This is a genomic window from Aeromonas finlandensis (genome assembly GCF_000764645.1).
GTDB lineage: Bacteria > Pseudomonadota > Gammaproteobacteria > Enterobacterales > Aeromonadaceae > Aeromonas > Aeromonas finlandensis.
On record NZ_JRGK01000274.1, the window covers coordinates 1 to 18,654 of the forward strand.

At 58.4% G+C, this 18,654-nt stretch carries 22 protein-coding genes; 13 read left to right on the forward strand and 9 right to left on the reverse strand.

All coding sequences use genetic code 11. The features are described 5' to 3' along the window. From LD28_RS0115765 to LD28_RS0115800, 8 genes are all read left to right on the forward strand, one after another. On the forward strand, positions 1–582 hold a 582-nt coding region (locus tag LD28_RS0115765; protein ID WP_033137896.1), incomplete at its 5' end, for an SDR family NAD(P)-dependent oxidoreductase. After that, complete coding sequence (locus LD28_RS0115770) at positions 579–1,838, forward strand: NAD(P)/FAD-dependent oxidoreductase (protein ID WP_033137897.1); 1,260 nt, start codon at positions 579–581, stop codon at positions 1,836–1,838. The genes LD28_RS0115765 and LD28_RS0115770, both read left to right, overlap by 4 nt. Continuing rightward, complete coding sequence (locus tag LD28_RS0115775) at positions 1,835–2,617, forward strand: DUF1365 domain-containing protein (RefSeq protein WP_033137898.1); 783 nt, start codon at positions 1,835–1,837, stop codon at positions 2,615–2,617. The genes LD28_RS0115770 and LD28_RS0115775 overlap by 4 nt, the downstream gene beginning before the upstream one ends. Then, entirely contained in the window at positions 2,617–3,873 is a 1,257-nt protein-coding gene (locus LD28_RS0115780; RefSeq protein WP_021230329.1) for an SAM-dependent methyltransferase, read from the forward strand. The genes LD28_RS0115775 and LD28_RS0115780 overlap by 1 nt, the downstream gene beginning before the upstream one ends. Before the next feature lie 2 nt (positions 3,874–3,875). After that, positions 3,876–4,352, forward strand: a complete 477-nt coding sequence (locus tag LD28_RS0115785; RefSeq protein ID WP_033137899.1) for a DUF2878 domain-containing protein — start codon at positions 3,876–3,878, stop codon at positions 4,350–4,352. Beyond that, the gene (locus tag LD28_RS0115790; protein ID WP_005338671.1) at positions 4,349–4,570 is read left to right on the forward strand and encodes a TIGR02450 family Trp-rich protein; all 222 of its coding nucleotides are present in this window, start codon (positions 4,349–4,351) and stop codon (positions 4,568–4,570) included. The genes LD28_RS0115785 and LD28_RS0115790 overlap by 4 nt, the downstream gene beginning before the upstream one ends. After that, a complete protein-coding gene (locus LD28_RS0115795; protein ID WP_033137900.1) occupies positions 4,527–5,069 on the forward strand; it encodes a chalcone isomerase family protein in 543 nt (180 codons plus the stop codon). The genes LD28_RS0115790 and LD28_RS0115795 overlap by 44 nt, the downstream gene beginning before the upstream one ends. A 14-nt stretch (positions 5,070–5,083) precedes the next feature. Next, positions 5,084–5,623, forward strand: coding sequence for a DUF3833 domain-containing protein (locus LD28_RS0115800; RefSeq protein WP_033137901.1), 540 nt, complete (start codon positions 5,084–5,086; stop codon positions 5,621–5,623). A 73-nt stretch (positions 5,624–5,696) separates the two neighbouring features. On the opposite strand, the gene nqrM is transcribed toward LD28_RS0115800, so the two are convergent. The 9 genes from nqrM to LD28_RS0115845 form a co-directional block, all read right to left on the reverse strand. After that, entirely contained in the window at positions 5,697–5,921 is a 225-nt protein-coding gene (gene nqrM, locus LD28_RS0115805; RefSeq protein WP_033137902.1) for a (Na+)-NQR maturation NqrM, read from the reverse strand. A 9-nt stretch (positions 5,922–5,930) separates the two neighbouring features. Beyond that, positions 5,931–6,968 (reverse strand): FAD:protein FMN transferase, encoded by a 1,038-nt coding sequence (locus LD28_RS0115810; protein ID WP_033137903.1) that lies wholly within the window; start codon positions 6,966–6,968, stop codon positions 5,931–5,933. Between the two features lie 3 nt (positions 6,969–6,971). Next, a complete protein-coding gene (gene nqrF / locus LD28_RS0115815) occupies positions 6,972–8,195 on the reverse strand; it encodes an NADH:ubiquinone reductase (Na(+)-transporting) subunit F (RefSeq protein WP_033137904.1) in 1,224 nt (407 codons plus the stop codon). 32 nt (positions 8,196–8,227) lie between these two features. After that, positions 8,228–8,824: an NADH:ubiquinone reductase (Na(+)-transporting) subunit E gene (nqrE, locus tag LD28_RS0115820; protein WP_033137905.1), complete on the reverse strand. Its 597-nt coding sequence runs from the start codon at positions 8,822–8,824 to the stop codon at positions 8,228–8,230. A gap of 3 nt (positions 8,825–8,827) precedes the next feature. Then, positions 8,828–9,460, reverse strand: coding sequence for an NADH:ubiquinone reductase (Na(+)-transporting) subunit D (locus tag LD28_RS0115825; protein WP_033137906.1), 633 nt, complete (start codon positions 9,458–9,460; stop codon positions 8,828–8,830). Next, entirely contained in the window at positions 9,453–10,241 is a 789-nt protein-coding gene (locus LD28_RS0115830) for a Na(+)-translocating NADH-quinone reductase subunit C (RefSeq protein WP_033137907.1), read from the reverse strand. The genes LD28_RS0115825 and LD28_RS0115830 overlap by 8 nt, the downstream gene beginning before the upstream one ends. Then, positions 10,231–11,460: an NADH:ubiquinone reductase (Na(+)-transporting) subunit B gene (locus LD28_RS0115835; protein WP_033137908.1), complete on the reverse strand. Its 1,230-nt coding sequence runs from the start codon at positions 11,458–11,460 to the stop codon at positions 10,231–10,233. The genes LD28_RS0115830 and LD28_RS0115835 overlap by 11 nt, the downstream gene beginning before the upstream one ends. 3 nt (positions 11,461–11,463) lie before the next feature. Then, complete coding sequence (locus LD28_RS0115840) at positions 11,464–12,807, reverse strand: Na(+)-translocating NADH-quinone reductase subunit A (RefSeq protein ID WP_033137909.1); 1,344 nt, start codon at positions 12,805–12,807, stop codon at positions 11,464–11,466. Positions 12,808–13,242: 435 nt separating this feature from the next. Continuing rightward, a complete protein-coding gene (locus LD28_RS0115845; protein WP_005349687.1) occupies positions 13,243–13,557 on the reverse strand; it encodes a BolA family protein in 315 nt (104 codons plus the stop codon). Between the two features lie 204 nt (positions 13,558–13,761). Here LD28_RS0115845 and LD28_RS0115850 point away from each other — a divergent pair, with 204 nt between their 5' ends. The 5 genes from LD28_RS0115850 to LD28_RS0115870 all read left to right on the forward strand — a co-directional run bounded on the left by LD28_RS0115850 (position 13,762) and on the right by LD28_RS0115870 (position 18,641). Next, on the forward strand, positions 13,762–14,895 hold the full coding sequence (locus tag LD28_RS0115850; RefSeq protein ID WP_033137910.1) for a methyltransferase: 1,134 nt from the start codon (positions 13,762–13,764) through the stop codon (positions 14,893–14,895). A 17-nt stretch (positions 14,896–14,912) separates the two neighbouring features. Beyond that, positions 14,913–15,497, forward strand: coding sequence for a YajG family lipoprotein (locus LD28_RS0115855; RefSeq protein WP_033137911.1), 585 nt, complete (start codon positions 14,913–14,915; stop codon positions 15,495–15,497). Between the two features lie 2 nt (positions 15,498–15,499). Further along, complete coding sequence (locus LD28_RS0115860; RefSeq protein WP_050514350.1) at positions 15,500–16,087, forward strand: peptidylprolyl isomerase; 588 nt, start codon at positions 15,500–15,502, stop codon at positions 16,085–16,087. A gap of 174 nt (positions 16,088–16,261) precedes the next feature. Next, positions 16,262–17,641, forward strand: a complete 1,380-nt coding sequence (locus LD28_RS0115865; protein WP_033137913.1) for an AmpG family muropeptide MFS transporter — start codon at positions 16,262–16,264, stop codon at positions 17,639–17,641. 157 nt (positions 17,642–17,798) lie between these two features. Further along, on the forward strand, positions 17,799–18,641 hold the full coding sequence (locus LD28_RS0115870) for a nucleoside-specific channel-forming Tsx family protein (protein WP_033137914.1): 843 nt from the start codon (positions 17,799–17,801) through the stop codon (positions 18,639–18,641). Positions 18,642–18,654: the final 13 nt, after the last annotated feature.

Here is an 18,654-nt window from a genome sequence, read left to right on the forward strand (position 1 = left end):
TTCGATGCCCGGGATGTGGCAGCAATGAGCGGGGTGGCTGCCACCCTGCCATCCCTCGATCTGCTGATCCTCAACGCAGGCAACTGCGAGTACATGGATGTTGGCGAGGGGTTTGACAGCGAGCTGTTTGCCCGGGTGATCGACACCAATCTGACCGCCACCGGTCATGCGCTGGCCGCCTTCTTGCCGCTGCTAGGGGCGGGATCCCGGCTGGCCATCGTCAGCTCGTCGGTGAGCTGGCTGCCGCTGCCGCGGGCCGAGGCGTATGGCGCCTCCAAGGCGGCCCTCGACTATCTGGCGGATGCCTTGCGCCTCGATTTGGCCAGCAAAGGGATCGGGGTGACCCTGATCCGCCCCGGCTTTGTCCAGACGCCGCTTACCGCCAAAAATGATTTTCCCATGCCTTGTCTGGTGACGGTGGAAGAGGCCTCTCGCGCCATCATGGACGGGCTGACCGCTGGTCGTCACCAGATCCACTTTCCCCGCCGTTTCATCTGGTTGCTGCGCCTGCTTGGCGCGCTGCCGGTGGGGCTCTGGCTGCGCCTTGGCCGCGCACTCGTATCGAAAGGAAGCCATTCATGAAGAAAAAGATCGCCATCGTCGGTTCAGGGATCTCGGGGCTCACCGCCGGTTTTCTGCTCCACAAACTCCATGACATTACCCTGTTCGAGGCGGCGCCGATGCTGGGTGGTCACACCGCCACCGTCGATGTGAATCTGGCTGGCCGCAGCTATGCCATCGATACCGGCTTTATCGTCTTCAACGATCGCACCTACCCCAACTTCTTGAAGTTGCTGGCGCGGATCGGCATGGCGCAGCAACCGGCCGAGATGAGCTTCTCGGTGAAGAGCCCGGAGGGGCTGGAGTACAACGGCCACAACCTCGATACCCTGTTTGCCCAGCGCAGCAATCTCTTGAGTCCGCGCTTTTACGGCTTTGTCGCCGAGATTTTGCGGTTCAACCGGGAGGCTCGGGCTTGGCTGGCGGATGGTCAGCATCAGGGGGCTGGCCCCGAGCTGACCCTGGGGGACTTTCTGCTGGCGGGGGAGTTTAGCGACTACTTCGCCCGCCACTATATCTTGCCGATGGGAGCTGCGATCTGGTCATCGACCCTGGCCGATATGCGCGCGTTCCCCCTTGGCTTCTTCCTGCGCTTTTTTGCCAACCACGGCCTGCTCGATGTGGCCAATCGCCCCCAGTGGTACGTGATCCCGGGTGGATCGCGGGAATATATCGGCCCCCTTACGGCGGGTTGGCAGTCGCAGATCCGCCTCGCCTGTCCGGTGCAGAGTGTGCGGCGGGACGCGGACGGCGTGGTGATCCAGAGCAGTTACGGCGAGGAGCAGTTTGACGAGGTGATCTTCGCCTGCCACAGCGATCAGGCGCTGGCGCTGCTGGCGGATCCCGGCGAGCAGGAGCAGGCTATTCTCGGCGACATGCCCTATCAGGCTAACGATGTCTGGCTCCATACCGATGCGCGCTGCCTGCCAACCCGCCGCAAGGCATGGGCCAGCTGGAACTATCAGCTCGATGGCAACGACGAGGCGCGGCCGCTGGTGAGCTACAACATGAACATCCTGCAGGGGGTGAACTCGCCGGAGCCCTTCTGCGTCAGTCTCAATCCCAAGGGCAAGGTGGATGAGAGCAAGGTGCTGCGCCGCTTCGTCTACCACCATCCGGTGTTCAACCAGGCCTCCATCGCCGCCCAGCAGCGGCGCGCGGAGATCTGCGGCCAGCAGCATACCCACTTCTGCGGGGCCTACTGGTACAACGGCTTCCACGAGGATGGGGTGCGCAGTGCGCTGGACGTCGCCCAGCGCTTCGGGGCCGAGCTATGAACAGCGCCACCGTGGCCACCGAACATGAGCGTGCCGACGAACTGGCTGGCGTCACCAGTGCCATCTGGCAGGGATCGGTGCGCCACCGCCGTTTTGCACCGCGGGCCCACGCCTTCTCCTACAGCCTCTTTATGCTGGGACTGGATCTCGACGAGCTACCGCAGCTTGATCAGGGGCGCTGGTTCGGGGTGGAGCGAGCGGGGCTGCTCTCGTTTCATCGCCATGACTATCTCAAAGGCAGCGAGGGGAGCCTCAAGCAGGCGGTGTGGCAGAAGGTGAGCGAACTGGGTGGCGATGCCGAGCCCGAGGGGCGGGTGCTGCTGCTCGGCAATGTCCGTTGTCTGGGGTTCTACTTCAGCCCGGTCAACTTCTACTTCTGCTACCGGCAGGGAGAGGCGCGCTATCTGCTGGCGGAGGTGTCGAACACCCCCTGGAACGAGCGTCACTACTATCTGCTGGATCTGGCAGCGCTGGCCCCCCATGACAAGGATTTTCACGTCTCCCCGTTTATGGGGCTGGCGATGCGTTACCACTGGCGCATCAGGCCGCCCGCGCAGGAGACACTGATCCACATCGAGAGTCATCCCGTATCCGGTGAAGCCAAGCTGTTTGACGCCACCCTGGCGCTCACGCGCGAACCGCTGTCGCGCAAGGGGCTGGTGGCTCTGCTGGCCCGCTGGCCATGGATGACCATGAAGGTACTGCTCGGGATCTACTGGCAGGCCCTTCGTCTTTTTATCAAACGAACACCGATATTTACCCATCCGGAGAGCCGCTAATGGAACTTGCTCAATCAACCCTCTCTGCCTCTTTCATCGACAAGGGGGCAAGACAACTGCTGCTCAATCTGCTGGGTCGCCTCGAACATGGCCAGCTGCTGCTGCGGGATGGCGGTGAGCGCCACAGCTTTGGCGTGGCGGGCACCGATCTGCATGCTGAACTGGTGGTGCAGGATCCGGCCTTCTATCGCCGCCTGCTGCTGGGTGGCAGCATCGCCGCCGGAGAAACCTGGGTGGAGGGGCTCTGGACCAGCCCGGATCCGGTGGCGCTGGTGCGGCTGCTGGCCCGCAATCTGACTTTGCTCGACTCCCTTGAACGGCGCCTCGGTTGGCTCAGTTTTCCCTTCAACAAGGTGCGCCACTGGCTCAATCGAAATACCTTGACCGGTTCGCGCTCCAACATCGCCGCCCACTACGATCTCGGCAATACCCTCTATCAGGGTTTTCTCGACAGCCATATGCAGTACTCGAGCGCCATCTATCCGAGCGCCGAGGCCACCCTGGAAGAGGGGCAGCAGGCCAAGCTGCGCACCATCTGCGAGCGACTGGCGCTGGGACCTGACGACCATCTGCTGGAGATCGGCACCGGCTGGGGCGGCCTCGCCGTCTATGCCGCCCGCCACTATGGCTGCCGGGTGACCACCACGACTATCTCCCGGGCCCAACATGACTATGCCAAGGAGTGGATTGCGCGGGAGGGGCTGGGGGATCGCATCACCTTGCTGCTGGAGGATTACCGCAAGCTGGAGGGGACGTATGACAAGCTGGTCTCCATCGAGATGATCGAGGCGGTGGGTCACGCCTTCCTGCCCGACTATTTCCGCCAGTTGTCACGGCTGCTCAAGCCCGGTGGTCGCCTGCTCATCCAGGCCATCACCATCGCCGATCAGCGCCATGCCCAGTATCTGCGCGGGGTTGATTTCATCCAGCGCTACATCTTCCCCGGTGGCTGCCTGCCGAGTGTCTCCCAGATGGCGGGTTTGCTGGCGCGGGAGACCGACATGCAGCTGGTGCGGTTGCACGATCACGGCCATCACTATGCCCGCACCCTGGCTCACTGGTGCGATCGCTTTCTGGCGCTGGCGCCCGAGCTGCCCAAGCTCGGTTACAGCCAGGATTTCATCCGGTTGTGGCACTTCTACTTCGCCTATTGCGAGGGGGGATTCTGGGAGCGCACCATCAGTCTGGTGCAGCTGGAGGCCGCCAAGCCGGGGCCCGCTGGCTGGTCGGGTGATGTGCCAGTAAGCGGTCACTGACCATGTGGCAGTGGGCTCACCTGCTGGGGTTCAACCTCTACTGGTTGCTGGCGGTGAAGTGGCAGCAGCCGGGCCCGCTGCTGGCAATGTTGCTGCTGCACTTTCTCTTCTCACCCAGCCGCCAGCGTGACTGGCGGCTGCTCCCTATCGCGGTTGCCGGCTGTCTGCTGGATGTCCTGCTCTGGCAGCTCGGCCTGTTCCGGTTTCCTTCCGGTTTTCCCCTCTGGCTGGTGCTGCTCTGGCTTGGTTTTGCTCTCACCCTCTCCCATGGATTGCGCTGGCTGTTGCGCTTGCCTTGCTGGCAGCAGGCGCTGTTTGGCGTGTTTGGCGGCGCCTCCTCCTATGTGGCGGGGGCCGCCATGGGGGCAGTACACTTACCCTGGGGCATCTGGATCAGTACGGCGCTGCTGGCAGTGATCTGGATGTGGTGGTTACCCGTACTCCTGTGGGTAATGGTCAAGCTGGAGGGTGAGTCATGACAAACACCTTTTCGACCGACTCGTTGCTTTTTTCCAAATGGACCAAAGAGAGCCAGCATGAGCTGACTGATCGATTCTATCTGGTGGTTGCCTGCCAGCGGGATGCGCAGGGGCAGCTGGTGCAGGTGGTGATGCAGGATATCAATACCCTGCAGGAACAGGAGATGGATTGGCATGAACTGGAAGACCCCAACCACTGGCATATGGGGTGGAATTAACCCGCTGCTGCTGGCGTTTACGCTCTTTGCTGCAACCGCGGTGCAGGCTTCTGCCGCCCCCTGGCAGCAGCTGCGCCCGGTCGGGCAGGGGGAGATGAACTGGCTCTGGTTCAAGCTCTACGATGCCACCCTCTACAGCGTGAGCGGGCGCTATCAGCCCGGCCACTATCCACAGGCACTGACCCTCACCTATGCCCGATCCATTGAGCGGGAAGATCTGCTGAGCGCCACCGCCGCCGAGTGGCAGCGGCTTGGTCTTGGCACTGATGCAGAGCGTCAGCGCTGGCTCGGCCAACTTGCTGCGCTCTGGCCTGATGTGCAGGCGGGCGACCGGCTCACCTTCTATGTCGACAAGGGCGGAGCAGGCCACTTCTGGTGGCAGGATAAGCCCCTCGGCACTCTGGCCGATCCACAATTCTCGGCCGCTTTTCTCGCCATCTGGCTGGCTGACAACAGCCGCGATCCCGCCCTGACCCGCCGCCTGCGTGGCCAACCCTGAACATGGAGTCTTTGATGTCCTTTTATCGTGCATACCGCTTGTTGCTGTTGCTCCCCTTTTTGCTGCTGAGTGGCTGTGGTGCCAGTCTCGATGACTATCGTGGGCAGGGGCCGAACTGGGATCTCGCCCGTTTCTTCAACGGCAAACTGGTGGCTCACGGCCTGGTGACCGACCGCAGCGGCGAAGTGACCAGTCGCTTTCGGGTCGAGATGGTGGGTCGTTGGAAGGACGGCAAGGGAGAGCTGTTCGAGCAGTTCTACTTTGATGATGGCCGCCAGCAGACCCGTACCTGGTATCTGAGCAATGGCGATGATGGTCATTGGCGCGGTACTGCTTCCGATGTGGTGGGGGAGGCGATGGGTAAAAGCCAAGGGTTTGCCCTCAACTGGCGTTACCAGCTTGATCTGGCGTTGCCGGATGGCGAGGTGGTGCGGGTGAGCTTCGATGACTGGATGTATCTGCTGGATGAGGATCGCCTGATCAACCGCGCCACCATCAGCAAGTTCGGCATCGATCTGGGGGAGGTGATCCTCTACATCGAACGTCAGCTCTGACGGCTAATGCAAGATAACAGCCAGTAAAAAGCGCGCCGAGGGCGCGCTTTTGTTTACCGAAAGGTCAGGGTCATCAGATGATCCGGTTATCTTCCAGCATCTTGCGACGGGCCTCTTCCTTGGCCATCTTCTTCTTGCGGTTGTCGCAGGGTTCAGGGCAATCGCACTCTTTCTCGATGCCGACGCTACCCAGACCGCCGCAGGAGCCGGAGATGGTCTTCTTCTGGAAGATGTAACCGATAGCCATGGCGGCTATCACCAGCATGAATACCCCGAAGGTGATCAGAAAAATCTGCATCTTTACCTCTTACTTCTTGACCAGATAGGGCTTGAAGGCATCGGAGTAGGCCTCTTCAAAGCCGTTGTCCGTCTTGGTGATCACGAAGATCGCCAGGCCTCGCTCGTTGGCATAGGCCAGGCTCTTCTCGGTCCCCATCACCATAAACACGGTGGCCAGCCCGTCTGCGGTCATGCAGGAGGGGTGGATCACGGTGACCGACACCAGACGGTGCTGGATCGGCTTGCCGCTGCGCGGATCGATGGTGTGGGAGAAGCGCTGACCATCCAGTTCATAGTAGTTGCGGTAATCGCCGGAAGTGGCCACCCCGTTGTCACCGGGAACGATCACCTCTTGCACAGTGCCAGTGCCCGCGGTGGGCTTCTCGATGGCCACGCGCCAGGGGTGACCCTTGCCGTTGACGCCATTGATCCGCAGCTCGCCGCCAATCTCGACCAGATAGTTGCGCGCACCCAGGGACTCCAGATACTCGGCCACCTTGTCCACACCAAAGCCCTTGGCGATGGCGGAGAGATCGACGTAGAGATCCGGAATGTCTTTTTGCAGGGTGTCGGCATCCACCGAGGTGATGACGTGCAGGTTACCCAGGCCGGTCTTCTGGCGAGTCTGAGTGATCAGCTCGTCGGAGGGGATCTTGGTCGGCTTCTTGTCCGGGCCAAAGCCCCACAGATTGACCAAGGGGCCAACGGTGACGTCCAGCGCCCCCTGGCTCTCACGGCCAATGTGAATGGCCTCTGTGACGACCCGAGCGGTGTCACGGGACACCACGATCGGCGTGGCACTGCGATGCTGGTTGAAGCGCGACAGTTCGGAATCGGGGCGATAGGTCGACATCTGATCGTTGACCCGCTCCAGCAAGACATCGACCTCGGCCTGCAATTTGGCCGGATCGCTGATGACGCTGTCCGCCACCTTGATGGAGTAGTAAGTGCCCATGGTGCTACCGGTGATATGGATCTCCGGTTTGGATTGGACCGTTTCCTGACCGCACCCAGTCAAGAAAAAGGCTAGCCCGAAGGCTAGCCAGGTCTTTACAACACTGTGCATGGATTAACCACCAAAGTCATCCAACAGGATGTTTTCGTCTTCAACGCCCAGATCTTTGAGCATGTTGATGACGGCAGCGTTCATCACCGGAGGTCCACACATGTAGAACTCGCAATCTTCCGGTGCCTCGTGGTTCTTGAGATAGTTCTCGTAGAGCACGTTGTGGATGAAGCCGGTGTAGCCGTCCCAGTTGTCTTCCGGTTGCGGATCAGACAGGGCGACGTTCCAGGTGAAGTTCTCGTTCTCGGCGGCGAGCATGTCAAAGTCTTCGACATAGAACATTTCGCGCTTGGAGCGGGCACCGTACCAGAAGCTCATCTTGCGCTTGGACTTCAGGCGACGCAGCTGGTCGAAGATATGGGAACGCATCGGCGCCATACCTGCACCACCACCGATGAATACCATTTCGGCATCGGTCTCTTTGGCGAAGAACTCACCGAACGGACCGGAGATAGTCACCTTGTCGCCAGCCTTCAGGCTGAAGATGTAGGAGGACATCTGTCCCGGAGGGGCAGTCCAGTTGCTCGGGGGCGGGGTCGCGATACGCACGTTCAGCATGATGATGCCGAACTCTTCCGGATAGTTGGCCATGGAGTAGGCACGGATGATCGGCTCATCGACCTTGGACTCCAGCTCAAAGATCTTGAAGCGATCCCAGTCACCGCGATACTCCTCGGGAATATCGAAGTTCTTGTAGTGCACGTGGTGAGCCGGGGCTTCGATCTGGATATAACCACCGGCGCGGAACGGCACGCTCTCGCCATCGGGGATCTGCAGCTTGAGCTCCTTGATGAAGGTCGCCTTGTTATCGTTGGAGATAACAGTACATTCCCACTTCTTCACCCCGAAGATCTCTTCCGGCAGTTCGATATCCATGTCGGATCGAACGGTGACCTGACAGGCCAGACGCTCGCCGTGACGGGCTTCGCCCTTGCTGATGTGATCCAGTTCGGTCGGCAGAATGTCGCCGCCACCGGATTTCACTCGTACCTTGCACTGGCCACAGGAGCCACCACCACCGCACGCGGAGGAGATGAAGATACCGTTGCCGGCCAGCACGCCGAGCAGCTTGCCACCGGCCGGGCTGGTCACAGCCTTGGCCGGGTCACCGTTGATGCTGATTGTCACGTCGCCCGCGGTCACCAGCTTGGACTTGGCGAACAGAATGACTGCCACCAGTGCCAGCAGGATCACGGTAAACATGACCACACCCAAAATAATTTCCATCTATCGTTCCTTTCTGATTGCAGGAAAGCCGATTACAGGGAGATACCAGAGAAGGACATGAAGCCCAGCGCCATCAGGCCGGCGGTGATGAAGGTGATGCCCAGACCACGCAGGCCTTCCGGAACATCGGAGTACTTCATCTTCTCGCGGATACCTGCCAGCGCAACGATCGCCAGCATCCAGCCTGCCCCTGAACCCACGCCATAGACCACAGACTCGACGAAGTTGTAGTCACGCTGCACCATGAAGGAGACGCCACCGAAGATGGCACAGTTCACGGTGATGAGCGGCAGGAAGATGCCCAGGGCGTTGTAGAGAGCCGGGAAGTACTTGTCCAGCGCCATCTCCAGGATCTGTACCAGTGCTGCAATCACACCGATGAAGGTGATGAAGCTCAGGAAGCTCAGATCCAGACCGGATACCAGAGCGCCATCTTTAAGCACGTAGTTGTAGATCAGGTTGTTGGCAGGAACCGCGATGGTCTGCACCACAATAACGGCAATACCCAGACCCATGGAGGTCTTTACCTTCTTGGACACCGCCAGGAAGGTACACATCCCCAGGAAGAAGGAGAGTGCCAGGTTTTCGATGAAGATCGATTTAATCAACAGACTCAGATAGTGTTCCATACCTTAATCCTTCGCCTCCACCTGCTTGGGATCCTTGGTGCGCACGCCCCAAATGATCAGACCAATGATGAAGAATGCACTCGGCGGCAGCAGCAGCAGGCCGTTGGGCACATACCAACCACCGTTGTTCACCAGTGGCAGCAGCTCGAACCCGAACCAGGTGCCGGAGCCCAGCAGTTCACGCACGGTCGCAACGCTCAGCAGAATGGCGCCATAGCCCAGACCGTTGCCGATACCATCCAGGAAGGAGGGCAGCGGAGCGCTCTTCATGGCGTACGCTTCGGCGCGGCCCATTACGATACAGTTGGTGATGATCAGACCCACGAAGACCGACAGTTGCTTGGAGATGTCATAGGCGTACGCCTTGAGCACCTGGTCAACCACGATAACCAGTGAGGCGATGATCGCCATCTGCACGATGATCCGGACGCTGTTCGGGATCTGGTTGCGGATCAGGGAGATGAACAGGTTTGAGAAGGCGGTGACCGCCATGACCGCGAGGGTCATTACAAACGCAGTTTTCATCTGGCTGGTAACCGCCAGTGCAGAACAGACACCCAGCACCTGCAAGGCGATGGGGTTGTTGCCCAGCACAGGCGTCAACAGCAACTTCTTCATTTCGCTCTTGTCAGCCATTGTTGATTTCTCCTGCACGAACCTTGGCCAGGAAAGGACCAAAGCCCTTGGGACCCATCCAGAAGTCGAAGGTATGCTGTACGCCATTACCGGTCAGGGTAGCGCCGGACAGGCCGTCGATATCATGCTCGGAACCTTCCGGAGCATGGCCCTTGATGACGCGCAGCGCCGGCATGCCATTCTGGTCGAACAGTTTCTTGTCCTTGAACAGCGCCTGCCAGGCCGGGTTTTCGATCTCGCCACCCAGACCCGGGGTTTCACCGTGGTCGTAGTAAGTGATGCCCTTGATGGTCTGGCCATCAGCGGCAACGGCGACGAAGGCATACATGGTCGACCACAGACCCTGACCGTAGATGGGTAGGATGATGCTGTCGATCTTGCCTTCGGCATCCTTGGCGAAGAATACCGGGATCTGCTTGGAGATCTGACGCAGGCTGGCCTTGTCGTCAGCGGCGGCAAGGCGGATGCTGCGTGCCGGATCTTTGGCTGCCAGTTTGGTGTCGAAGTTGTCGGCATCGCCGTCAACAAAGTCACCGGTCGCCAGATCCACCAGACGGGCTTCGATCTTCTCGCCGTACAGCTTGGCCAGATCGCGCTTGGCTACTTCGCTCACATCCACACCGGCTACGGCGAGGATGTTGCTCTGCTTGTCGAGTGCCTTGTTTTCCTGCTGGGTAGAACGCAGGCCCACGGCAGCAACGGATACCACGATGGAACAGGCCAGACAGAGGCCGGTGACCACGCTGACGGTGCCGAGGGTTGAATCTTTATTAAACGCCACGAGCAATCCTCCGCTTGATGTTTGCCTGAGCGACGAAGTGGTCAAACAGGGGAGCAAACAGGTTCGCAAACAGAATGGCCAGCATCATGCCTTCCGGGAACGCAGGGTTGACCACGCGAACCAGCACGACCATCACGCCGATCAGGGCGCCATACCACCACTTGCCCTTGTTGGTAAAGGCAGCGGAGACAGGGTCGGTCGCCATGAAGGCCATACCGAAGGCGAAGCCACCCAGTACCAGATGCCAGTGCCACGGCATGTTGAACATGGGGTTGGTATCGGAACCGATGACGTTGAACAGCAGGGAGGTGGCGATCATACCGATCATCACGCCGGCGATAATGCGCCAGGAGGCGATGCGCATGTAGACGATCATGGCTGCACCCAGCAGGATCATCAGGGTAGAGACTTCACCGATGGAACCTGGCAGGTTACCCAGGAAAGCGTCCATCCAGCTGATAGCCTGGCCGGTTGCACCGTTGATCAGTGCCATCTGGCCGCCTTGGGCCCACTGGCTCAGGGCAGTTGCGCCGGAGAAGCCGTCAACGGCAACCCATACGGCGTCACCGGAGATCTGGCCCGGGTAGGCGAAGAACAGGAACGCACGGCCAGCAAGCGCCGGGTTCAGGAAGTTCTTGCCGGTACCACCGAACACCTCTTTGGCCATGACCACACCGAAGGTGATACCCAGCGCAGCTTGCCACAGGGGCAGCTCGGGCGGCACGATCAGGGCAAACAGGATGGAGGTTACGAAGAAGCCTTCGTTGATCTCGTGTTTGCGCACCATGGCGAACAGCACTTCCCAGAAGCCACCGACCAGGAAGGCGGTCAGGTAGATTGGGAAGAAGTGGGTGGCGCCGATCAGCATCTTGCTGCCGATACCGGCAACCGCCGGATCGAGGGAGGCACCCAGCATGGTTGCCAGCGCATATTGCCAGCTGCTGGCGCCAGCAGCCGAGCCCATGTGGGCAATGGCGGCAATCGCCTGGTTACCGACGTTGAACATGCCCCAGAACATGGCCGGGAACACGGCCAGCCACACCATGATCATCATGCGCTTCAGATCGAGCGCATCACGGACGTGAGCTGCATTGCGGGTAACGGTACCCGGGGTGTAGAACAGGGTGTACGCCGCTTCGAACAGGGCGTAGTACTTGGAGTACTTGCCGCCCGGCTCGAAGTGATGTTCCATATTTTCAAGAAGTTGCTTGAAACTCATCGCTTAACCTTCCAGTTCAATCTTGGTCAGGCACTCACGCAAGATGGGGCCGTACTCAGTCTTGCCGGGGCAGACAAAGGTACAAAGCGCCAAATCTTCCTCATCCAGCTCCAGGCAGCCCAGTGCTTGCGCACCGTCGCTATCGCCGGAGACCATGTCCCGCAGCAGCAGGGTCGGCAGGATGTCGAGTGGCATCACCCGCTCATAGCTACCGATCGGCACCATGGAACGGTCACTACCGTTGGTAGTGGTGGTGAAGTTGATAAGCCGGCCCTTCATCAGATGAGAGAGGGTGGTACGGGTGATGGAGAACTTGTTGGCACTGGGGTTGATCCAGCCCAGGAACTCTTTCTCGCGACCTTCACCCAGCACGCAGACCTGATTGTGGTAGCGCCCCAGGTAGTCGTGAACCCCTTCGGCTTTGGCACCACTCAGGATAGAACCGGAGATGACACGGTTTTCGTCGGCACGCAGCTCGTTGTTGGTGAGCTGGCTGATGCAGGCGCCCATGCGGGTACGCAGCAGACGCGGCTTGAGCACGTTCGGGCCAGCCAGGGCGATCACCTTGTCGGTGCAGATCTGACCGGTGGTGAACAGCTTGCCAAAAGCGATCACATCCTGATAGTTGATGTGCCACTGCACCTTGGTGCTGCTGACCGGATCCAGGAAGTGGATATGGGTACCCGGCAGACCGGCAGGGTGCGGACCGACAAAGATCTCTTCCTTGACCTGAGCCAAAGAGGAGTGGGGCAAGCTGCCTTCGCCTTTACAGACATAGACGGTGCCATCGGTCAGGCGGGTCAATACGGCCAGACCATCGAGGAAAGTCTGTGACTGTTCCTTGATAATCAGCTCGGCATTGGCTGCCAGCGGGTTGGTGTCCATGGCGGTCACAAAGATGGCGCGCGGGGCTGTGCCTACTGCAGGTACTTTGCTGAATGGACGGGTGCGCAGTGCGGTCCACTGGCCTGATGCGATCAGGATCTCTTGCACCTTGCTGCGCTCGAGCTTGGCCAGCTCGGCAGAGGCAAAATGCTCAAAGGTCACCTGTTCATCAGAGCCGTCGAGGTCGATGACCACGGACTGGAGAACACGTTTGGCACCACGGTTGATCTCTGAAACAACGCCGGTGGCGGGAGCTGTGAATTTAACGCCCGGATTCTTCTTGTCTTCGAAGAGATCCTGACCTTTGATGACGCGATCACCTACTTTGACGAACATAGTAGGTCGCATCCCCACAAACTCCTCGCCCAGTGTCGCAACACGGGTGATGGCGGGGCCATCGTAGATTACTTGCTCTGGCGCACCCAGCACGGGGATGTCCAGTCCTCTTTTGATTGTAATCATACTCAATTGCACTACCGTTACGGGAGAGGTTGGTTAGCGCCGAGAAATACATCACGACGGGTGGTTGAATGAGTCGATGTTGTGGTTGTGCCTGATGGTCCGGCCCAACAATAATTCAACATGCTAGGTCACTCAAAAGCGCCTGAGTTTACCACTTAAGGTGCATTTTTTTCCATGCCAAATGGGCAAAATCCCCGTGTCATCACAAAATTAACCTGCAATGAATAACGCCAGAACCCCTTGTAAGTTGTGGTTTTAAAGGTTTTTTTATTTTGGTACCTCTATAGAGGTATTCGTTGTTGACGCGACTGTTAAGAAGTACCCGCAATCCTTGAAAATACCCCCCTTGATGTAGTTTTTTGGGGGGTAATAGGAGAGGTTTGTTTAATTTTTGTGTACAGAACACCCATGAAGGATGAGCGAGGGACGAGGGGATCAGGAGAGTGACGGTTTGCCAACGCAGCTTGGGGTGCGCGGGGCATGGCCCTTCTCTTGCCACTCGGTCTCTGTGTAGGTATGCAGGGCCAGTGCATGGACTGCACCGGCCAGCTCGTCGGCCAGCACGGCGTTGACCTGACGATGACGGGCCAGCAGCCGCTGCCCTGCAAATTGCTCGCTGACGATCACCACCTTGAAGTGACTTTCGGAACCGGGCTCCACACGGTGCATGTGGCTCTCGTTGATCACCTCCAGCACGGTGGGGGAGAGGGCGGCGGTCAGCTTGGCTTCAATCAGTTGTTGGATGGTCATCGGATCGGCTTCCAGAGTGAATGTCGGGCCATTCTATCGGCAGTCGCGCGCAGGAATAAGCCCCCGGAAGGGGGGAATTGCCCCTTTGGTCGCCTCAATAGCGCGCTTCGAACTGGTGAAATTCCTTGTCCTCGCTAGAATAGCGCCACTTTGCGTCGCCCCTGGCGCCCGTTAAATGAATCAAGCCGAGGTTGGACTCTTCCTATGCAAACCCTTCTCGACACTCCCCATTGCCAGCTCACGCTCTACCGTTATCCGCGCCAGAGTCAGGAGACCCTGCAAGCCTGGGATGCGGCTGACGAATATCTGATTAACACGCTGGCGGAGTCCCCCCTCGAGCAGGCGGGCCCCGTCATCATCATGAATGACGGCTTCGGGGCGCTGGCAGCCTATCTGCATCCTCACTCTCCCTGCTGCGTCACCGACTCCTATATCAGCGAGCGGGCAACCTTGGCCAATCTGGCCGAGAACGGACTGGATGCGGGCGGGATCACTTTGCAGGATGCCTTGGCGCCGCTGCCTGATGCCCCTGCGCTGGTGGTGATCAAGGTCTCCAAATATCAGGCGCTGCTGGAGCATCAACTGCTGGCGCTGCGTGCGGTGGTGACACCGGCGACCCGCGTCATCGCCGCGGGCAAGGCGAAGGATATCCATACCTCCACGCTCAAGCTGTTCGAGAAGTATCTGGGCCCGACTCGCACCTCGCTGGCCTGGAAAAAAGCGCGCCTCATTCACTGTGAGCCACAGGCTGATCGGCCGGCGCTGGCCAACCCCTTTCCGACGGTTTGGCCGCTGGAGGGCACCGACATGCTCATCCACAACCATGCCAATGTCTTTTCGCGTACCAGTCTCGATATCGGTGCTCGCTTCATGCTGGACAATCTGCCCATTCACAGTGCCCGGAAGGTGATCGATTTGGGCTGTGGCAACGGGGTGCTGGGGCTGTCGCTGCTCGCTAAAGACAGCGAGGTCGAGGTGACCTTTATCGACGAATCCTATATGGCGGTCGCCTCGGCGCAGCTTAATATCGAGCACAATCTGGTCGATGTATTGCCGCGGGCCCGCTTTATGGTCAACAACTGTCTCGACGGGGTTGAGGTCGGCTCGGCGGATCGGATCCTCTGTAATCCCCCTTTCCATCAGCTGCAGGCGATCACCGATCATATCGCCTGGCAGATGTTCAGCGATGCGCACCGGGTGTTGCCTCAGGGGGGGGAACTCTGGATAGTAGGCAACCGTCATCTGGACTATCACAACAAACTCAAGCGCTTGTTTGCCAACGCACAAGTCGTTGCGTCAAACAGCAAATTCGTTATTTTGAAAGCCATCAAACGTTAAAGCCAAAGGAAATCATGATGAAAAAGTCACTCTTGCTGCTGGCCGCCCTGATGCTGGGCGGGTGTGCCACTCATTGGCCGGAGACGGCGCTGCTCAATCCTCAGGTGATCCCCGCCAACCAGCAAGTCTACTCTGGTAATCGCATTACCATGGAAGGGGTAGACAAGCGTGAGGCTGCCTATGTCTTCTCTATCAAGCACAAGGAGAAGGCTCCGGTGCTGGTGAACAGCGAGCGCCCGCTCAATCTGCTGATGGCCGAGCGGCTGGCGGAAGGACTGCGCAGCCAGGGTCTGGAAGTGGGCAACAGTGGCACCACCAACCTGACGCTGGTGATCTCCAGTGCAGCGATCAATGTGGAAGAGAAGACCTTCACCTATGTCACCAAGTCCCGCGTCAGTCTGCAGGTGATCGCCGATTTCCAGGGCAACCGTCTGACCAAGCAGTTCAACATGTCCTCCAGCAAGGAGAGCCCGAGCGAGCCTGGCATGGCCGATCTGGAGTCCACCCTGAACCTGCAACTGGGTAGCGTACTGCAGCAGATCATGGCGGATGACGCGCTGCGTGGTTATCTGAAAGGTCAACCGAACGGTGCAGGGGTTTGATGATGAAAAAACTCTGGTTGTTGGCCATGTTGATCGCCCCGCTGGCGTTCGCGGGCCCGAAAGTCAGAATGGAGACCAACCACGGCAATATCGTGGTGGAGCTGGCGTCCAAGCAGGCGCCACAAACGGTGAAGAACTTCCTGCGTTATGTGGCCGATGGTAGTTATGACGGCAGCCTGTTTCACCGGGTGATCCAGGACTTCGTGGTGCAGGGGGGCGGCTACAACCAGCAGTTCCAGCAACTGCCAACCTATGAGCCGGTGGTCAACGAATCTCGCGGAGGTCTGCCCAACAAGCGCGGCACCATCGCCATGGCTCGTACCCAGGCGGTCGACAGCGCCACTCGCCAGTTCTACTTCAATCTGGTCGACAACAATAACCTCAACGCCAGTGGCGCTGCCGGTTATACCGTGTTTGGCCAGGTGGTGCAGGGGATGGAGGTGCTGGACAAGCTGGCGCAGGTGCAGACCGGTTACAGCTCCATTCTGCGCGCCAACGATGTGCCGACCAGCCCCATCATTCTGAAAAAGGTGGTTCTGCTGGCTGAAACGCCGGTGGACAAGAAAGTCGACAAGAAAGCCGGCAAGTAACCCTCGCCGGGCGTTGCGCGTTACCGCGATCTCGTCACTTCACTATGCAAGGCTCATCCCGTTCGGGATGGGCCTTTTCTCTCTCCGGGCTTCTTTGCGCCGATCTCTTTGCTTGCCTTGGCTATCTGCCATCAACCTGCCAAAATGACGCACTTTTCCAAAGTCGTCAGGTAGTTGAACATGATCCGAAAGCCGAGCTGGAGGGAATCCCTCGCCGTTTATCTCGAACCCCGAGTGCTCATTCTCTTTGCCATGGGTTTCTCATCGGGTCTGCCACTGTTGCTGGTATTTGGCACCCTGTCGTACTGGTTGCGCGAAGCGGATGTCAGCCTGACCGATATCGGCTACATGAGCTGGGTTGCGCTTGCCTACGGTTTCAAATGGTTGTGGTCGCCGTTGGTGGATCGCATGCCGTTGCCGTTGCTCTCCACGCTGCTGGGGCGTCGCCGCAGCTGGATGTTCTTCTCCCAACTGCTGATCGCCGCTGCGCTGGTTGGCATGGCGTTTTGTGATCCCAAGAGTGGTTTGACCCAGCTGGCGCTGTTTGCCCTGCTGGTGGCCTTTGCCTCCGCCACGCAGGATATCGTCATCGATGCCTATCGCATCGAATCCGCCCCCGAGCGGCTGCAGGCGGCGATGGCTGCCTCCTACATGACCGGTTACCGACTGGCGATGATCATGGCGGGGGCCGGTGCGTTGGCGTTGGCAGCCTGGTTTGGCAGCAACAGCGGCTATGACTATCGTGGCTGGCAGGTCACCTATCTGGTGATGGCGGGTCTGATGTCACTCGGGATGATCACCACCCTGTTCTGCCATGAACCGAAAATTGATACCGCTGAACAAAATACAGAGCAAGTTATCTATAAAATGTCCTTGTTATCACGTGGGCATAATCTGTTTATTGCGTCTCTCCTAAGCTGGTGTCATGTGGCAGTTTGGTGTCCGTTTGCCGACTTCTTTCGCCGTTATGGCAGCTCGGCGCTGCTGATCCTTTTGCTTATCGCCTGCTATCGGGTTGCCGATGTGGTGATGGGGGTGATGTCTAACAGCTTCTATGTGGATATGCAGTTCAGCAAAACCGAGGTTGCCACCATTACCAAGGTGTTTGGCGTCATCATGACGCTGGTCGGCGCTGCATTTGGGGGCGTGCTGGTGATGCGCTTCGGTACGCTGCGCATCCTGTTCTTGGGGGCGCTGCTCACCGCCAGCACCAATCTGCTGTTTGCCCTGCTCAATCAGGTCGGCCATAACCTGGAGCTGCTGACCCTGATCATCTCGCTGGATAACCTCAGTGCCGGTATCGCCACCGCAGCCTTCGTGACCTATCTCTCCAGCCTGACGAATGTGGCGTTTTCGGCGACTCAGTACGCGTTGTTCAGCTCGGTGATGTTGCTGTTGCCCAAATTGCTGGCCGGTTTTTCCGGGCAGGTCGTGGAGCAAATTGGCTACAGCGCCTTCTTTATCGGAACCAGTTTATTGGGCTTGCCCGTGTTGTTGTTGATTGTGCTGGTAGCCAGAAAGGGGAGTGAGTTGCTCTCAGCGGCTGACAAATAGCAAGCGTTTGCGTATAGTCGGGGGTGATTAGATTCACACTTCCGGATAAAGTTCCAGAGAAGTTGTTTCACCCCATATTTTATTTGATTACACTTCTTTCCGCTCCTTGTGGGCGGGCTTCGGAAAACCTCAACTAGACATATAAGAGACCAATATAATGGCCAAATTTACCAAGACTCTGATCGCTGCCGGTCTGCTGGCTGCTGCCGCTACCCCGGCCTTTGCTGCTGATTACAGCGGTGATATTCACAAGAATGACTTCAAGTGGATGCAGTTCAACGTAATGCATACCATTGACCAGCGCCCGTTCACTGCTGGCCAGAAAGATTACAACGACACCTATCTGGAAATGGAGTTTGGTGGTCGTTCCGGCATGTTTGATCTGTATGGTTATGTCGATATTTTCGATATTTTTGACAACAAGCACAGTGACAAGCATGGCGGCCAGAACCTGTTCATGAAGTTTGCTCCGCGTCTGTCTCTGGATGCCCTGACTGGTAAAGACCTCTCCTTTGGTCCGGTGCAAGAGCTCTACATTGCCAACCTGAACAACATTGCTGACGGTCAGATGGAAAACCAGATTGGTCTGGGTGCTGATGTCATGGTTCCCTGGTTCGGCAAGGTTGGCATGAACCTGTACGCGCGTTACTCCAACGAGAACCAGTTCTTCACACAAGAAGAGAATTCCTGGAACGGTTATCAGTTCTCCATCAACTGGTTCAAACCTTTCTACACCTTTGGCAACGGCAGCTTCGTCTCCTACCAGGGCTACCTGGACTATCAGTTCGATCTGGATACCTATAACCGTGCCGATCGTACCACTGATAACCTGGCTACTTTCCACGGTATCTACTGGCACTCTGACCGCTTTGCTGTCGGTTATGGCCTGAAGTACTTCATGGATGCCTATGGCAACAAAGATGGCTCCACTGCATTCGACGGTACACCGTGGAAGAGCTCTGGCTTCAGCCACTACTTCGACGTCACCTACAAGTTCTAATAAAACTTGAGGT

What these genes read in the sequence shown, in the direction of transcription:
- LD28_RS0115770 (WP_033137897.1), top strand. Translation starts at nt 579, where the DNA reads ATGAAGAAAAAGATCGCCATCGTCGGTTCAGGGATCTCGGGGCTCACC.
- LD28_RS0115775 (WP_033137898.1), top strand. Translation starts at nt 1,835, where the DNA reads ATGAACAGCGCCACCGTGGCCACCGAACATGAGCGTGCCGACGAACTG.
- LD28_RS0115780 (WP_021230329.1), top strand. Translation starts at nt 2,617, where the DNA reads ATGGAACTTGCTCAATCAACCCTCTCTGCCTCTTTCATCGACAAGGGG.
- LD28_RS0115785 (WP_033137899.1), top strand. Translation starts at nt 3,876, where the DNA reads ATGTGGCAGTGGGCTCACCTGCTGGGGTTCAACCTCTACTGGTTGCTG.
- LD28_RS0115790 (WP_005338671.1), top strand. Translation starts at nt 4,349, where the DNA reads ATGACAAACACCTTTTCGACCGACTCGTTGCTTTTTTCCAAATGGACC.
- LD28_RS0115795 (WP_033137900.1), top strand. Translation starts at nt 4,527, where the DNA reads ATGAACTGGAAGACCCCAACCACTGGCATATGGGGTGGAATTAACCCG.
- LD28_RS0115800 (WP_033137901.1), top strand. Translation starts at nt 5,084, where the DNA reads ATGTCCTTTTATCGTGCATACCGCTTGTTGCTGTTGCTCCCCTTTTTG.
- nqrM (WP_033137902.1), bottom strand. Translation starts at nt 5,921, where the DNA reads ATGCAGATTTTTCTGATCACCTTCGGGGTATTCATGCTGGTGATAGCC.
- LD28_RS0115810 (WP_033137903.1), bottom strand. Translation starts at nt 6,968, where the DNA reads ATGCACAGTGTTGTAAAGACCTGGCTAGCCTTCGGGCTAGCCTTTTTC.
- nqrF (WP_033137904.1), bottom strand. Translation starts at nt 8,195, where the DNA reads ATGGAAATTATTTTGGGTGTGGTCATGTTTACCGTGATCCTGCTGGCA.
- nqrE (WP_033137905.1), bottom strand. Translation starts at nt 8,824, where the DNA reads ATGGAACACTATCTGAGTCTGTTGATTAAATCGATCTTCATCGAAAAC.
- LD28_RS0115825 (WP_033137906.1), bottom strand. Translation starts at nt 9,460, where the DNA reads ATGGCTGACAAGAGCGAAATGAAGAAGTTGCTGTTGACGCCTGTGCTG.
- LD28_RS0115835 (WP_033137908.1), bottom strand. Translation starts at nt 11,460, where the DNA reads ATGAGTTTCAAGCAACTTCTTGAAAATATGGAACATCACTTCGAGCCG.
- LD28_RS0115840 (WP_033137909.1), bottom strand. Translation starts at nt 12,807, where the DNA reads ATGATTACAATCAAAAGAGGACTGGACATCCCCGTGCTGGGTGCGCCA.
- LD28_RS0115845 (WP_005349687.1), bottom strand. Translation starts at nt 13,557, where the DNA reads ATGACCATCCAACAACTGATTGAAGCCAAGCTGACCGCCGCCCTCTCC.
- LD28_RS0115850 (WP_033137910.1), top strand. Translation starts at nt 13,762, where the DNA reads ATGCAAACCCTTCTCGACACTCCCCATTGCCAGCTCACGCTCTACCGT.
- LD28_RS0115855 (WP_033137911.1), top strand. Translation starts at nt 14,913, where the DNA reads ATGAAAAAGTCACTCTTGCTGCTGGCCGCCCTGATGCTGGGCGGGTGT.
- LD28_RS0115860 (WP_050514350.1), top strand. Translation starts at nt 15,500, where the DNA reads ATGAAAAAACTCTGGTTGTTGGCCATGTTGATCGCCCCGCTGGCGTTC.
- LD28_RS0115870 (WP_033137914.1), top strand. Translation starts at nt 17,799, where the DNA reads ATGGCCAAATTTACCAAGACTCTGATCGCTGCCGGTCTGCTGGCTGCT.